The organism is Pseudomonas sp. JAI111 (genome assembly GCF_024809425.1).
GTDB lineage: Bacteria > Pseudomonadota > Gammaproteobacteria > Pseudomonadales > Pseudomonadaceae > Aquipseudomonas.
Genome location: NZ_JANUCB010000001.1, coordinates 844,457 through 858,356, shown reverse-complemented (window position 1 = coordinate 858,356; position 13,900 = coordinate 844,457). Strand labels below are relative to the sequence as shown.

General features: G+C 57.9%; 14 protein-coding genes. 11 read left to right on the top strand and 3 right to left on the bottom strand.

Annotated elements, in window-relative coordinates:
* Positions 1 to 12: 12 nt before the first annotated feature.
* From odhB to HNR03_RS04075, 7 genes are all read left to right on the top strand, one after another.
* Positions 13 to 1,236, top strand: a complete 1,224-nt coding sequence (gene odhB / locus HNR03_RS04105; protein ID WP_259151054.1) for a 2-oxoglutarate dehydrogenase complex dihydrolipoyllysine-residue succinyltransferase — start codon at positions 13 to 15, stop codon at positions 1,234 to 1,236.
* A gap of 106 nt (positions 1,237 to 1,342) precedes the next feature.
* Positions 1,343 to 2,779 carry a dihydrolipoyl dehydrogenase gene (gene lpdA, locus HNR03_RS04100; RefSeq protein WP_222585288.1) on the top strand — a complete coding sequence of 479 codons (1,437 nt, stop codon included), beginning with the start codon at positions 1,343 to 1,345 and terminating at the stop codon, positions 2,777 to 2,779.
* A 179-nt stretch (positions 2,780 to 2,958) separates the two neighbouring features.
* On the top strand, positions 2,959 to 4,125 hold the full coding sequence (gene sucC, locus HNR03_RS04095; protein WP_007898980.1) for an ADP-forming succinate--CoA ligase subunit beta: 1,167 nt from the start codon (positions 2,959 to 2,961) through the stop codon (positions 4,123 to 4,125).
* Positions 4,125 to 5,006, top strand: a complete 882-nt coding sequence (gene sucD / locus HNR03_RS04090; RefSeq protein ID WP_007898976.1) for a succinate--CoA ligase subunit alpha — start codon at positions 4,125 to 4,127, stop codon at positions 5,004 to 5,006. The genes sucC and sucD overlap by 1 nt, the downstream gene beginning before the upstream one ends.
* A 418-nt stretch (positions 5,007 to 5,424) precedes the next feature.
* Positions 5,425 to 6,738, top strand: a complete 1,314-nt coding sequence (brnQ, locus tag HNR03_RS04085) for a branched-chain amino acid transport system II carrier protein (protein WP_259151053.1) — start codon at positions 5,425 to 5,427, stop codon at positions 6,736 to 6,738.
* A gap of 265 nt (positions 6,739 to 7,003) precedes the next feature.
* On the top strand, positions 7,004 to 7,741 hold the full coding sequence (locus tag HNR03_RS04080) for a DUF599 domain-containing protein (protein WP_222585290.1): 738 nt from the start codon (positions 7,004 to 7,006) through the stop codon (positions 7,739 to 7,741).
* A complete protein-coding gene (locus HNR03_RS04075) occupies positions 7,741 to 8,142 on the top strand; it encodes an MAPEG family protein (RefSeq protein ID WP_259151052.1) in 402 nt (133 codons plus the stop codon). The genes HNR03_RS04080 and HNR03_RS04075 overlap by 1 nt, the downstream gene beginning before the upstream one ends.
* A gap of 67 nt (positions 8,143 to 8,209) precedes the next feature.
* Here the strand turns inward: HNR03_RS04075 and HNR03_RS04070 are convergent, their stop codons facing one another.
* Complete coding sequence (locus tag HNR03_RS04070) at positions 8,210 to 8,443, bottom strand: hypothetical protein (RefSeq protein WP_090181648.1); 234 nt, start codon at positions 8,441 to 8,443, stop codon at positions 8,210 to 8,212.
* Positions 8,444 to 8,601: 158 nt separating this feature from the next.
* Between HNR03_RS04070 and HNR03_RS04065 the strand changes: the two genes are divergently transcribed.
* The 4 genes from HNR03_RS04065 to HNR03_RS04050 all read left to right on the top strand — a co-directional run bounded on the left by HNR03_RS04065 (position 8,602) and on the right by HNR03_RS04050 (position 12,309).
* Complete coding sequence (locus tag HNR03_RS04065; RefSeq protein WP_259151051.1) at positions 8,602 to 9,078, top strand: PaaI family thioesterase; 477 nt, start codon at positions 8,602 to 8,604, stop codon at positions 9,076 to 9,078.
* Positions 9,075 to 9,527 carry a PaaI family thioesterase gene (locus HNR03_RS04060; RefSeq protein WP_090181651.1) on the top strand — a complete coding sequence of 151 codons (453 nt, stop codon included), beginning with the start codon at positions 9,075 to 9,077 and terminating at the stop codon, positions 9,525 to 9,527. The genes HNR03_RS04065 and HNR03_RS04060 overlap by 4 nt, the downstream gene beginning before the upstream one ends.
* An 81-nt stretch (positions 9,528 to 9,608) precedes the next feature.
* Positions 9,609 to 11,513 (top strand): molecular chaperone HtpG, encoded by a 1,905-nt coding sequence (gene htpG / locus HNR03_RS04055; protein ID WP_222585293.1) that lies wholly within the window; start codon positions 9,609 to 9,611, stop codon positions 11,511 to 11,513.
* A 67-nt stretch (positions 11,514 to 11,580) separates the two neighbouring features.
* The gene (locus HNR03_RS04050) at positions 11,581 to 12,309 is read left to right on the top strand and encodes a dienelactone hydrolase family protein (RefSeq protein ID WP_259151050.1); all 729 of its coding nucleotides are present in this window, start codon (positions 11,581 to 11,583) and stop codon (positions 12,307 to 12,309) included.
* Positions 12,310 to 12,429: 120 nt separating this feature from the next.
* On the opposite strand, the gene HNR03_RS04045 is transcribed toward HNR03_RS04050, so the two are convergent.
* Together HNR03_RS04045 and HNR03_RS04040 are read right to left on the bottom strand one after the other, a co-directional pair.
* The gene (locus tag HNR03_RS04045) at positions 12,430 to 13,317 is read right to left on the bottom strand and encodes a pirin family protein (RefSeq protein WP_259151049.1); all 888 of its coding nucleotides are present in this window, start codon (positions 13,315 to 13,317) and stop codon (positions 12,430 to 12,432) included.
* A 61-nt stretch (positions 13,318 to 13,378) separates the two neighbouring features.
* Positions 13,379 to 13,795 (bottom strand): OsmC family protein, encoded by a 417-nt coding sequence (locus HNR03_RS04040; protein ID WP_222585296.1) that lies wholly within the window; start codon positions 13,793 to 13,795, stop codon positions 13,379 to 13,381.
* Between the last annotated feature and the right edge of the window lie 105 nt (positions 13,796 to 13,900).

Genomic DNA, 13,900 nt, shown 5'->3' with positions numbered 1-13,900 from the left:
GACCCACAGATAATGGCTATCGAAATCAAAGCCCCCACCTTCCCGGAATCGGTTGCCGATGGCACCGTTGCCACCTGGCACAAAAAGCCGGGCGACGCCGTCAAGCGTGATGACCTGATCGTCGACATCGAAACCGACAAGGTTGTCCTGGAAGTGTTGGCCACCGCCGACGGCGTACTGGGCGCTATCGTCAAGAACGAAGGCGACACCGTTCTGTCCGACGAAGTCCTGGGCTCCATCGAAGCCGGCGGCGGCGCTGCTGCCGCTCCAGCTCCTGCTGCTGCTCCGGCCGCTGCACAAGCTGCTGCTCCTGCTGCTGAAGGCGAAGACGATCCTGTTGCTGCACCGGCTGCTCGCAAGCTGGCTGAAGAAAACGGCATCAACATCGCTTCCGTTGCCGGCACTGGCAAAGGCGGTCGAGTGACCAAGGAAGACGTGGTAGCTGCTGTTGCTGCCAAGAAAGCCGCTCCGGCTGCAGCGCCTGCCAAGGCTCCTGCTCCTGCTGCTTCGGCTCCAGTGTTCGCGGCCGGCGAGCGCGTTGAAAAACGCGTTCCAATGACCCGTCTGCGCGCCAAGGTTGCCGAGCGTCTGGTTGAAGCTCAGTCGAACATGGCCATGCTGACCACGTTCAACGAAGTCGACATGACCGAAGTCATGGCCCTGCGTTCGAAGTACAAGGACCTGTTCGAGAAGTCCCACAACGGCGTACGCCTGGGCTTCATGTCGTTCTTCGTCAAGGCCGCCACCGAAGCGCTGAAACGCTTCCCGGCAGTCAACGCGTCGATCGACGGTGCGGACATCGTTTACCACGGCTACGCCGACGTCGGTGTTGCCGTTTCCAGCGACCGTGGCCTGGTTGTACCGGTTCTGCGTAACGCCGAACTGATGAGCCTGGCTGAAATCGAAGGCGGCATCGCCACCTTCGGCAAGAAGGCGCGTGACGGCAAGCTGTCGATGGACGAAATGACCGGCGGTACGTTCACCATCACCAACGGTGGTACCTTCGGTTCGATGATGTCGACTCCAATCGTCAACCCGCCGCAAGCGGCTATCCTGGGCATGCACAACATTCTGCAGCGTCCTATGGCGATCAACGGTCAGGTCGTTATCCGTCCGATGATGTACCTGGCGTTGTCCTACGATCACCGTCTGATCGATGGCAAAGAAGCTGTGACCTTCCTGGTTACCATCAAGAACCTGCTGGAAGACCCGGCTCGTTTGCTGCTGGATATCTAAAAAGCAGCTGCAAGCTGCAAGCTGCAAGCCTCAAGCGCAAAGCGCGCTAATGGGCTTCAGCTTGCAGCTCGCGGCTTGAAGCTTGCTGCTAAAAGGGAACCTTTTTATGACTCAGAAATTCGACGTGGTAGTGATTGGCGCGGGCCCTGGCGGCTACGTGGCTGCCATCAAAGCAGCGCAACTGGGCCTCTCCACTGCCTGCATCGAGAAATACACCGACAAGGAAGGCAAACTTGCCCTCGGCGGTACTTGCCTGAACGTCGGCTGCATTCCATCCAAGGCGCTGCTGGACAGCTCCTGGAAATACAAGGAAGCCAAAGAAGGCTTCGCGATCCACGGTATCAATCACGCTGGCGTGACCATGGACGTGGCAGCGATGGTTGGCCGTAAAGCCAACATCGTCAAAGGCCTGACCTCTGGCGTTGCGACCCTGTTCAAGGCTAACGGCGTCACTTCCCTGCAAGGCCACGGCAAACTGCTGGCCGGCAAGAAAGTTGAACTGACCAAGCCGGACGGCACCGTCGAAATCATCGAAGCCGAGAACGTGATTCTGGCTTCGGGCTCGCGTCCGATCGACATTCCACCGGCTCCTGTTGACCAGAACGTGATCGTCGATTCGACTGGCGCGCTGGAATTCCAATCCGTACCTAAGCGTCTGGGCGTTATCGGCGCTGGCGTTATCGGTCTGGAACTGGGTTCGGTATGGTCGCGTCTGGGTGCTGAAGTGGTTGTTCTGGAAGCACTGGAGAAGTTCCTGCCTGCTGCTGACGAAGCCGTTTCCAAAGAAGCGTTCAAAACCCTGACCAAACAAGGTCTGGACATCAAGCTGGGCGCTCGCGTCACCGGTTCCAAAGTGAACGGCAATGAAGTTGTCGTGAACTACACCGATGCCAATGGCGAACAGACCATCACTTTCGACAAACTGATCGTTGCCGTTGGTCGCCGTCCAGTGACCACCGAACTGCTGGCAGCTGACAGCGGTGTGAACATCGACGAGCGTGGTTTCGTATTCGTTGACGACCAGTGCGCGACCAGCGTGCCGGGCGTTTACGCGATCGGCGACGTGGTTCGCGGCATGATGCTGGCGCACAAGGCGTCCGAAGAAGGCATCATGGTGGTTGAGCGCATCAAGGGCCACAAAGCCCAAATCAACTATGACCTGATCCCGTCTGTTATTTATACTCACCCGGAAATCGCGTGGGTCGGCAAAACCGAGCAGGTCTTGAAAGCTGAAGGCGTTGAAGTTAACGTCGGCACCTTCCCGTTCGCAGCCAGTGGCCGTGCCATGGCAGCCAACGATACCGGCGGTTTCGTGAAAGTCATTGCCGATGCCAAGACTGACCGCGTATTGGGCGTCCACGTGATTGGCCCGAGCGCTGCAGAACTGGTTCAGCAGGGCGCGATCGGTATGGAATTCGGCACCAGCGCTGAAGACCTGGGCATGATGGTTTTCTCCCATCCGACCCTGTCCGAAGCACTGCACGAAGCAGCCCTGGCTGTGAATGGCGGCGCCATCCACATCGCCAACCGCAAGAAGCGTTAAGACAATAAGAAACCACGGCGGTACGGCCCGTCGTGAGCCTTGCATGCAAGACTCACCGCGGAATGTCCGCTGGACGCAGTCTTGCGTAGCCCCGCTACGCAAGCAGCAGTCACAGGTGGTGCGGCACTTGAACAAGTGCAGCACCGAATGCGCAGTACCTAACGAAGACGGTAATAAGCATGAATCTTCACGAGTATCAGGGTAAGCAGCTGTTCGCTGAATACGGCCTGCCAGTTTCCACCGGCTACGCAGTAGACACCCCGGAAGCAGCAGCAGAAGCTTGCGACAAAATCGGCGGCACCGAGTGGGTTGTCAAAGCCCAGGTCCACGCTGGTGGTCGCGGTAAAGCGGGCGGCGTTAAGCTGGTTCGCAGCAAAGAAGACGCCAAGGCATTCGCTCAACAGTGGTTGGGCAAGCGTCTGGTGACTTACCAGACTGATGCCAATGGTCAGCCAGTCACCAAGATCCTGGTTGAATCGTGCACTGATATCGCTAAAGAGCTGTACCTGGGCGCTGTCGTTGACCGTTCGAGCCGTCGCATCGTGTTCATGGCTTCCACCGAAGGTGGCGTGGACATCGAGAAAATCGCTCACGACACTCCAGAAAAAATTCTGAAAGCCACTATCGATCCACTGGTTGGCGCACAGCCATTCCAGGGTCGCGAGCTGGCATTCCAGCTGGGTCTGGAAGGCAAGCAAGTTGCTCAGTTCGCCAAGATCTTCGTAGGTCTGGCCAAACTGTTCAAGGATCACGACCTGGCCCTGCTGGAAGTGAACCCGCTGGTGATCAAGGCTGACGGCGATCTGCATTGCCTCGACGCCAAGATCAACATCGACGCCAACGCCATGTACCGTCAGCCTAAGCTGAAGACTTTCCACGATCCGTCGCAAGACGATCCGCGCGAAGCGCACGCTGCCAAGTTCGAACTGAACTACGTAGCACTGGAAGGCAACATCGGTTGCATGGTCAACGGTGCTGGCCTGGCCATGGGTACCATGGACATCGTCAACCTGCATGGCGGCAAACCAGCCAACTTCCTCGACGTGGGCGGCGGTGCTACCAAAGAACGCGTTACCGAAGCGTTCAAGATCATCCTGTCCGACACTAACGTCGCTGCAGTACTGGTCAACATCTTCGGCGGCATCGTTCGTTGCGACATGATTGCCGAAGGCATCATCGGTGCAGTGAAAGAAGTCGGCGTGAAAATCCCGGTTGTTGTTCGCCTTGAAGGCAACAACGCTGAGCTGGGCGCTAAAGTACTGGCAGAAAGCGGTTTGAACATCATCGCTGCTACCAGCCTGACCGACGCTGCTCAACAAGTCGTTAAAGCTGCGGAGGGCAAATAATGAGCGTCCTGATCAATAAAGACACCAAAGTTATCTGCCAGGGTATTACCGGTTCGCAAGGTAGTTTCCACACCCAGCAAGCCATCGAATACGGCACCAAGATGGTGGGTGGCGTAACTCCGGGCAAAGGCGGCACCGAGCACCTGGGTCTGCCAGTGTTCAACACCGTGAAAGATGCTGTAGCTGCCACTGGCGCCACCGCCAGCGTAATCTACGTTCCAGCTCCTTTCTGCAAGGACTCCATCCTGGAAGCAGCTTTCGGCGGCATCAAGCTGATCGTTTGCATCACTGAAGGCATTCCTACCCTGGACATGCTGGATGCCAAGGTCAAGTGCGACGAGCTGGGCGTAGTCCTGATCGGTCCTAACTGCCCAGGCGTGATCACTCCAGGCGAATGCAAGATCGGCATCATGCCAGGTCACATTCACTTGCCAGGCAAGGTCGGTATCGTTTCCCGTTCCGGCACCCTGACCTACGAAGCTGTGAAGCAAACCACTGACGCCGGTTTCGGTCAGTCGACTTGCGTCGGCATCGGCGGTGACCCGATTCCTGGTTCGAACTTCATCGACATCCTGAAGCTGTTCCAGGAAGACCCGAAGACCGAAGCGATCGTGATGATCGGTGAGATCGGCGGTTCGGCTGAAGAAGAAGCGGCTGCCTACATCAAGGCAAACGTGACCAAGCCGGTTGTTTCCTACATCGCTGGTGTGACTGCCCCTGCAGGCAAGCGCATGGGCCATGCTGGCGCAATCATCTCCGGCGGCAAAGGCACTGCAGACGAGAAGTTTGCTGCCCTGGAAGACGCAGGCGTGAAAACCGTGCGTTCGCTGGCAGATATCGGCAAGGCTTTGTCCGAGCTGACCGGTTGGGCGATCAAGTAAGCCTCGCGCTTAACTGACGCTTCACCAAACAAAGGCCACCTTCGGGTGGCCTTTGTCGTTTCTGGTGATCGTTCCCACGCTCTGCGTGGGAATGCATCCCGTGACGCTCCGCGTCACATCCAAAGGAGGAACGCGGAGCGTCCCCGGCGGCATTCCCACGCAGAGCGTGGGAACGATCTGTGCCGAGGCAGGAAATTTAGATATGTAAACGCGACACGGAAATGTCGCGTATCGGAATGATCGCACCCTAACAGTGCGTTTTACGGGCAAATTCGTTAGGCTAGCCGCCATTTTGCGTTTGCATCCCACAAGGAAGCGTCGCGCTAAACGGGTCAGTCCTATACGGACCGACAGCATTTCCCTCACCCATAGGGAAATCCCTCTCTAAATTCCGATTCAGTAGTGTGGTATTTCCTTAATGAAAGTGTTGAAAGGCCAGGACATCCTGGCACTTGGTTTTATGACGTTTGCCCTGTTTGTCGGGGCTGGCAATATCATCTTCCCGCCTATCGTCGGTTTGCAGTCCGGGCCTCACGTCTGGATGGCAGCGCTGGGCTTTTTGATCACCGCCGTCGGTTTGCCGGTGATCACGGTTGTTGCGCTGGCCAAGGTCGGTGGTGCGATGGATGCACTGAGCAGCCCGATCGGCAAAGTCGCCGGTGGCTTGCTGGCGGCCGCGTGCTACCTGGCCGTGGGGCCGCTGTTCGCCACGCCACGCACCGCGACGGTATCGTTCGAAGTCGGCCTGGCGCCGCTGACCGGCGAGAGCCCGTTGGCGTTGTTCCTCTACAGTTCGGTGTATTTCCTGCTGGTGTTCTTCATCTCGCTCTACCCGGGCCGTTTGCTGGACACCGTCGGACGTTTCCTCGCCCCGCTGAAGATCATCGCCCTGGCGGCCCTTGGCATCGCCGCGTTCGCCTTGCCTGCCGGTGATATCGGTGTGGCAACGCCGGAATATGTTGCGGCGCCATTCTCCCAAGGCTTTATCAATGGTTACCTGACCATGGATACCCTGGGTGCGCTGGTGTTCGGCATCGTCATCGTCAACGCGATCCGCTCGCGCGGCGTTGAATCGCCCGCGCTGATCACCCGTTACGCAATCATTGCCGGACTGATTGCCGGCGTCGGCCTGGCGCTGGTTTACGTCAGTCTGTTCCGCCTCGGTTCGGGCAGTCACGAAGTAGCGGCGGGCGCCACCAACGGCGCGGCGGTCTTGCACGCTTATGTTCAACACACCTTCGGTTCGTTGGGCAGCGGTTTCCTTGCCGTGCTGATCTCCCTGGCCTGCCTGGTCACGGCAGTCGGTCTGACTTGTGCCTGCGCCGAGTACTTCAGCCGCGTGCTGCCGCTGTCCTACAAGACTCTGGTGATCATCCTGGCCGCGTTCTCCCTGCTGGTGTCCAACCTGGGCCTCACCAAGCTGATTGCGTTCTCGATCCCGGTACTGACCGCGATTTACCCGCCGTGCATCGCCCTGGTAGCGCTGAGCTTCTGCAAGGACTTCTGGCATGAGCAGGGACGCATCGTGGGGCCGGTAATGTTGGTCTCGTTCATTTTCGGCATGATCGATGCGCTCAAGGGCGCAGGTCTGGCGGACTGGATGCCGACTCAGCTGTCCCACCTGCCGCTGAGCGCGCAGGGCCTGGCATGGCTGGTGCCGTCGGTGATGACTTTGGTCGTCGCCGTGGTTTGCGATCGTGTGTTGGGCAAGCGCGAAGAAGCGCTGGCATAAGCCGCTTCACGGCCCGCCATAAGCGGGCCTGGCAAGCAGAAACAGAAATGCCCCGTATCAAACGATACGGGGCATTTTTTATGTGTGCGATGCGGTGTCTTTTTTTCTGAGCTAACGTCGAAGCACTGCAAATTCCTTTGTGGGAGCGAGCTTGCTCGCGATGAGGGCCTGACATTCAGATCGATTTTGACTGATCGTCAGCAATCGCGAGCAAGCTCGCTCCCACAGGATTTCGGTACGCCTTCAACACACCACAAGGACCTGCATGTCGTTCATCCACGCCAACATCATCCACCTTCTCGCCGCGCTCTGGTTTGTCATCTGCTGGGGTGGCTACACCCGTTATGCCTCGTGGAAGGGCCGCGACACCGCGTGCCTGGCCAGCGTGCTGCACCTGTATCGCGAAGACTGGATGCGCCGCATGCTGCTGCGCGACAACCGCATCGCCGACGCCAGCGTGATTGGCAATCTGGAACGCAACGCCTCCTTCTTCGCCTCCAGTACGCTGATTATCCTGGCTGGCATTCTCACCGTGCTGGGAGCCTCGGAAAGGGCTGTATCCTTACTGGCGGATATCCCGATGGTGCAGCAGGCGTCGCAAGGCATGTCAGAGATCAAGTTGCTCTGCCTGGCGCTGGTGTTTGTCTATGCGTTCTTCACGTTCAGTTGGTGCATGCGCCAGTACAACTTTGCGGCAATCCTGGTGGGTTCGGCACCGATGATCGGTGAGCGGCATGTCTCCGAGCAGGAGCGTAAAGCCTTCGCTTCCCGAGCGGCCCGGGTCATTTCCATGGCCGCGAACCAGTTCAACTTCGGCCTGCGTTCCTATTATTTCGGCATGACCATGCTGGCCTGGTTCGTCAGCCCGTGGTTGTTCATGTTGATGAGTGCCGGGGTGGTGCTGGTGCTGTATCGCCGGGAGTTTCATTCCGACGTTCTCGACGTGATGGTCTATACCCCTACAGAGGCGCCAGTGCCCGAATTGAACAAAGAGGCTGCTTGATGAGTATTCCGTTCTGGTGTGTGTTTATCAGCGCCTTGCTGATTTACGTGGCGCGTATGCCGGTGGCCAAGGCCATGAAAGAGCAGGGCGGTTACAACAATCACCTGCCGCGCCAGCAACAGGCGCAACTCACAGGCTTCGGCGCCCGTGCGGTGGCGGCGCACCAGAACTGCTTCGAGGCGTTCATCCTGTTTGCGGTCGGGGTGCTGATGGCGCATACCACGCAGACGGCGGGATGGCTGATCGATTCGCTGGCAATCATCTTTGTTATTAGCCGAATTATTTATTTACTGTGTTATTGGGCTGATCTGGCCTGGCAGCGGAGTCTGGTGTGGATCGTGGGACTAGTTTGCTCGTTGCTGTTGATGATTAGTCCGACTTTTAGAACTATTTTGCTCTAACTGGATAAAAGGCAGGCAAAAGAAAACCCGCACTTGGCGGGTTTTCTTTATCACGCTAAAAACCGGTTTAGTTTTTAGGTGCTTCTTTTGCAGCTGCTGCGTTCGATTCAGCCTGAGCTTTGGCAGCTTCGGCGTTTTCTTTCGCGGCGTCGTTCACTTTATCCTGCGCTTTGTTCATGTCTTGCTGAGCTTGCTCAGAATGTTTGGCAGCATCTTGAGCTTTGTCCTCAGATTTTTTATCGCAGGCAGCGAGACCGAGGGAAGCGGTCAACATCAAGGCAATAGCTAAAGTCTTACGCATGGGGTGTTTCTCCTTATGGAAAGTATCTACTGGCCTTTCGAGCGCAGCCCTCAGCGTTAAGTTCCTCAATTCGTTCAGATATATAAGATAATTCCCACGGGAACTTTTACCGAACACGCCAAGTGCGAGGTCCGCAGATTCACAAGAGTTTTTATCAAATGACCGAAAACCCCGTTTTTGAGCGTGCGACTCGATTCCTGTCGGCGTTGCGGCATTGTCAGGTACTCGGGCTGCGCGTTCACAGCGCCAGCAGCGAAGGACTGACGGTCGTCCTGCCCTACAGCCCGCAAATCGTCGGCAATCCGCAAACCGGCGTCATCCATGGCGGGGCGTTGACTACGTTGATGGACACCGCGTGCGGCATGTCGACCCTCTGCGTGCTGCCCGAATTTGAAGTCTGTCCGACCCTCGATTTGCGCATCGACTACATGCATGCCGCCGAGCCGCACAAGGATGTCTACGGTTTCGCCCAATGCTACCGGGTCACCACCGACGTGATCTTCGCTCGAGGCTTCGCTTATCAGGACGATCCCGAGCAGCCCATCGCGCATGTCGTCGGCACGTTCATGCGCATGGGCAAGGCCGTCAGAGGCACCAAGGGTTTTGGCGGCGTGATTGCCGGAGAGGCGAAATGACTGACACCTTCAAGGAACAACTTCAGCAGGCCCATGAGCGAGGGGACTACGCCTCGCTGCTGCACTTGCTTCCCTACGCCAAGCTGATCGGTGTTGAGTGTTCGCGTGTCGGCGATGAATTGCTGTTTCGCCTGCCGGCCAACAAGGACAACATTGGTAACCCTTTACTGCCGGCAATACATGGCGGGGTGATTGCCGGATTCATGGAGCTTAGTGCCGCGCTGCACCTGTTGATTTTCACCGGTTCGCCCGGTGTGCCGAAGATCATCGACTTCTCCCTCGACTACCTGCGTGCCGGGCAGTTTCGCGATACGTGGGCCCGCTGCCAGGTGTGCCGCCAGGGCCGGCGTGTCGCCAACGTAGCGATTACCGCCTGGCAAACCACCCAGGCCGAGCCGATTGCCACGGCCCGCGCCCATTTCAAAATTGAAGAGCCCTTGAAATCCTGAACTCAGCCCCAAACTCTGATGACAACCCGCCGCCGACCCTGATGGTCGTGGCCACTGCCATCTGATTGGAGTTTGATGACCATGAGTGTGGAAACTCAAAAGGAAACCCTGGGCTTCCAGACCGAGGTGAAGCAACTGCTGCACCTCATGATCCATTCGCTGTATTCCAACAAGGAAATTTTCCTTCGCGAATTGATCTCGAACGCCTCTGACGCTGTCGACAAATTACGTTTCGAAGCCCTGTCCAAGCCTGAGTTGCTGGAAGGTGGCGCCGAACTGAAAATCCGTGTGAGCTTCGACAAGGACGCGAAAACCGTCACCCTCGAAGACAACGGCATCGGCATGAGCCGCGAAGATGCGATTACCCATCTGGGCACCATCGCCAAATCCGGCACAGCCGACTTCATGAAACACCTGTCGGGCGATCAGAAGAAAGATTCGCACCTGATCGGTCAGTTTGGTGTGGGTTTCTACTCGGCCTTCATCGTCGCCGATAAAGTCGACGTGTTCAGCCGTCGTGCCGGCCTCGACGCCAGCGAAGGCGTGCACTGGTCGTCCAAGGGCGAAGGCAATTTTGAAGTCGCCACTATTGATAAAGCCGACCGCGGTACTCGCATCGTCCTGCATTTGAAATCCGGTGAAGACGAATTTGCCGACGGCTGGCGTCTGCGCAACATCATCAAGAAATACTCCGACCACATCGCTTTGCCGATCGAGTTGCCCAAAGAAGTGGCTGCCGTCGAAGGCGAAGAGAAGCCAGCCGTTGAATGGGAAACCGTCAACCGTGCCAGCGCTCTGTGGACCCGTCCTCGTACCGAAATCAAGGACGAGGAATACCAGGAGTTCTACAAACACATCGCTCACGATTTCGAAAATCCGCTGAGCTGGAGCCACAACAAGGTCGAAGGCAAGCTCGAATACAGCTCGCTGCTCTACGTGCCGACCCGTGCTCCGTTCGATCTGTACCAGCGTGAAGCGCCTAAAGGCCTGAAGTTGTACGTGCAGCGCGTGTTCGTCATGGATCAGGCGGAGTCGTTCCTGCCGCTGTACCTGCGCTTCATCAAAGGCGTGGTCGATTCCAACGACTTGTCGCTGAACGTGTCGCGGGAAATCCTGCAGAAAGATCCGATCATCGACTCCATGAAGTCGGCGCTGACCAAGCGCGTTCTGGACATGCTGGAAAAACTGGCGAAGAACGAGCCTGAGCAATACAAAGGCTTCTGGAAGAACTTTGGCCAGGTCATGAAAGAAGGCCCGGCAGAAGACTTCGCCAACAAAGAGAAAATCGCCGGCCTGTTGCGTTTCGCATCGACCAGCGGTGATGACGGCGATCAGGTTGTAGGTCTGGCCGAATACCTGGCTCGCGCCAAGGAAGGTCAGGACAAGATCTACTACCTGACCGGCGAAACCTACGCGCAAGTCAAAAACAGCCCGCACCTGGAAGTCTTCCGCAAGAAAGGCATCGAAGTGCTGCTGCTGACCGACCGTATCGACGAGTGGCTGATGAGCTACCTCAGCGATTTCGACGGCAAGAGCTTTGTCGACGTGGCGCGCGGTGACCTGGACCTGGGCAACCTGGACTCGGAAGAGGACAAGAAAGCCGCGGAAGAAGTCGCGAAGTCCAAAGAAGGTCTGGTTGAGCGTCTGAAAACCGCACTGGGCGATTCCGTCGCTGAAGTACGGGTTTCCCATCGTCTGACCGACTCCCCGGCGATCCTGGCCATCGGCGAACAGGACTTGGGCATGCAGATGCGTCAGATCCTCGAGGCCAGCGGCCAGAAGGTTCCGGATTCGAAGCCGATCTTCGAATTCAACCCGGCTCACCCGCTGATCGAGAAGCTCGACAACGAACAGAGCGACGAGCGCTTCGGCGACCTGTCGCACATCCTCTTCGATCAGGCCGCGTTGGCAGCCGGCGACAGCTTGAAAGACCCGGCCGCGTATGTGCGCCGCCTCAACAAGCTGCTGGTTGAACTGTCGGTTTAACGACGTTGTACAAAAACCCGCTTCGGCGGGTTTTTTTCATTCTGGGGTCTCTAACTGGGAGTTTGTCATGAGCCAAATCACTGTTCGTTCCGTCGCCTATCAGATCGATGGCCAGTCGTATGAAAGCCGTCTGGCTTTTGACGCTGACCATAAGGGCCCGCGCCCGGGTCTGTTGATGGCGCCGAACTGGATGGGCGTCAGCGCCGGTGCCGAGGCCATTGCCAAGTCCGTAGCGTCCAAGGGTTATGTGGTGTTGATTGCGGACCTGTACGGTCAAGCGGTGCGTCCGCAGAACGGCGACGAGGCGGGCGCAGCGATGATGCCGCTGAAGAATGACCGCGCATTGCTACGCAAGCGCATGCAGGCGGCGTTCGAGCAGTTGCAAGGGCAGGGCGAGGCAGCCGTCGATACTTCTAAACTGGCGACGTTCGGTTTCTGCTTCGGCGGTTGCTGTGCACTGGAGCTGGCCCGCACGGGCGCGCCGGTAAAAGCCGCCGTTTCGTTCCATGGCACTCTGGATACGCCGAACGTCAACGATGCGAAAAACATCAAGGGCTCAGTGCTGGTGTTGCATGGCGCGTCCGATCCATTGGTGCCGAAAGAACAACTGCCGGCGTTCGAAGAGGAAATGAATGCGGCGCGGGTGGACTGGCAATTGCTGAGCTACGGTGGCGCGGTGCATTCGTTTACCGATCCGCATGCGAATGTGCCAGGCAAGATGATGTATGACGCGAAGACAGCCGCCCGGGCGTTTACCGCGATGAACAACTTGCTGGATGAAGTGTTTAAAGCCTGATGATCGTTCCCACGTCGAGGCGTCGAACCGTCCGCGTGGGAATGCCTCTAGGGACGCTCCGCGTCCAGTGACGCGGAGCGTCACGGGCTGCATTCCCACGCGGAGCGTGGGAACGATCGGTTACAGGGGAGTCGGCTCGCTTCGGTGTTTCGGCAGTTCGATCCGCTCGGTTTCCCCCGGCACTGTCGGCCAATCCCCGGCTGCCCAGCGTCGGCGCGCTTCATCGATTGCGGCCGGATCGCTGGCGACAAAATTCCAGTTGATCCGCCGTGGTCCATCCAGCGGCGCCCCACCAAACAGCACGGCATGACTGTCGCTCTCGGCAAACAATGTCATCTCTTCCCCGGCCGGCAAGACCACCAGCGAGTGTGGTTCCAGCAGTTCGCCCTCCAGCTGCACCTCGCCACTCAACACATACAGCGCCCGCTCTTCATGCTCGGTGGGAATCAGCAAGGTGGTCGCCGTTTGCAGGTTCAATTCCGCATATAGCGTAGGAGAAAGCACCGGGACCGGCGACTCCAGGCAGAAGCCTGACCCGGCAATCATCCGGATCTTCACCCCAAGGTTATCGCTGACCGGCAGCGTTGCGGCCGGGTGATGGCTGTAGTGTCCCGGCCCCTGTTCATGTTCCTTGGGGGAGGCGAGCCAGATCTGCAAACCGTGCATCGTGAAGCCGCTGGCCTTCAAGGCTTCAGGCGTACGTTCGACATGAGCTATCGCGCTGCCCGCCGTCATCCAGCTGACATCACCGGCTTCCACCACCTGGTCGGAGCCGAGACTGTCCTTATGCTGGATTTTTCCTTCGAACAAATAGGTGAGGGTGGACAGGCCAATATGCGGATGCTGGCGGATGTTCATGCCTTTACCCGGCGCATAACGGGTTTCGAGCATGTGATCAAAAAACACGAAAGGCCCGACGCTGCGGCACTTGGCGGACGGCAACGGGCGCAGAATCGGCTGGCCTTCGACATCTTCGGCGCGGGGGCGGATCACGAGTGGCGTGTTCATGGTGCATTCCAGGCTGAGCGGGTGACGCAGGGAGCATAACCCGCTTGCGCAGCCGTTGCCGCTATTGGCTGAAGGCACCTTCGGACAGATGGGTTTCGATGCTGACTTCAGTGCTGGTCATCAATTTATGCACCGGGCAACGATCCGCCACGCGGTGCAGCTCTTCACGCTGAGCATCGGTGAGCACGCCCTTGAGGGTCAGTTTGACGTGCAAGGCATATTTGCCTTTCTGCTCTTCGCTGTTGTCACGCTTGACCTCGACCGTCACGCCGGTCAGGGGAATGTCTTTCTTCTTCGCATACATCTTCAGCGTCAGGGCCTTGCAGGCACCCAGTGCGGCATCGAAATAGTCGTGTGGCTCGGGTGCCGAGCCTTCGCCGCCCGCCGAGATCGGCGCATCGGCAAACAGTTCGTGGTCATCGATCTGGACACTGTGGCGCAAACCATCGGCGGAAACGGTATTGACGGTAACGGTCATGGGAAACCTCGCAGGCATCAGGAAAGGACATTCGATCAAAAAAGACCTTGAAGGTATAGAGCATTGCAGCCCTGGCGCGTTCCACTTTCTTGCAAGCTGCCATGA

What these genes read in the sequence shown, in the direction of transcription:
- odhB (WP_259151054.1), top strand. Translation starts at nt 13, where the DNA reads ATGGCTATCGAAATCAAAGCCCCCACCTTCCCGGAATCGGTTGCCGAT.
- lpdA (WP_222585288.1), top strand. Translation starts at nt 1,343, where the DNA reads ATGACTCAGAAATTCGACGTGGTAGTGATTGGCGCGGGCCCTGGCGGC.
- sucC (WP_007898980.1), top strand. Translation starts at nt 2,959, where the DNA reads ATGAATCTTCACGAGTATCAGGGTAAGCAGCTGTTCGCTGAATACGGC.
- sucD (WP_007898976.1), top strand. Translation starts at nt 4,125, where the DNA reads ATGAGCGTCCTGATCAATAAAGACACCAAAGTTATCTGCCAGGGTATT.
- brnQ (WP_259151053.1), top strand. Translation starts at nt 5,425, where the DNA reads ATGAAAGTGTTGAAAGGCCAGGACATCCTGGCACTTGGTTTTATGACG.
- HNR03_RS04080 (WP_222585290.1), top strand. Translation starts at nt 7,004, where the DNA reads ATGTCGTTCATCCACGCCAACATCATCCACCTTCTCGCCGCGCTCTGG.
- HNR03_RS04075 (WP_259151052.1), top strand. Translation starts at nt 7,741, where the DNA reads ATGAGTATTCCGTTCTGGTGTGTGTTTATCAGCGCCTTGCTGATTTAC.
- HNR03_RS04070 (WP_090181648.1), bottom strand. Translation starts at nt 8,443, where the DNA reads ATGCGTAAGACTTTAGCTATTGCCTTGATGTTGACCGCTTCCCTCGGT.
- HNR03_RS04065 (WP_259151051.1), top strand. Translation starts at nt 8,602, where the DNA reads ATGACCGAAAACCCCGTTTTTGAGCGTGCGACTCGATTCCTGTCGGCG.
- HNR03_RS04060 (WP_090181651.1), top strand. Translation starts at nt 9,075, where the DNA reads ATGACTGACACCTTCAAGGAACAACTTCAGCAGGCCCATGAGCGAGGG.
- htpG (WP_222585293.1), top strand. Translation starts at nt 9,609, where the DNA reads ATGAGTGTGGAAACTCAAAAGGAAACCCTGGGCTTCCAGACCGAGGTG.
- HNR03_RS04050 (WP_259151050.1), top strand. Translation starts at nt 11,581, where the DNA reads ATGAGCCAAATCACTGTTCGTTCCGTCGCCTATCAGATCGATGGCCAG.
- HNR03_RS04045 (WP_259151049.1), bottom strand. Translation starts at nt 13,317, where the DNA reads ATGAACACGCCACTCGTGATCCGCCCCCGCGCCGAAGATGTCGAAGGC.
- HNR03_RS04040 (WP_222585296.1), bottom strand. Translation starts at nt 13,795, where the DNA reads ATGACCGTTACCGTCAATACCGTTTCCGCCGATGGTTTGCGCCACAGT.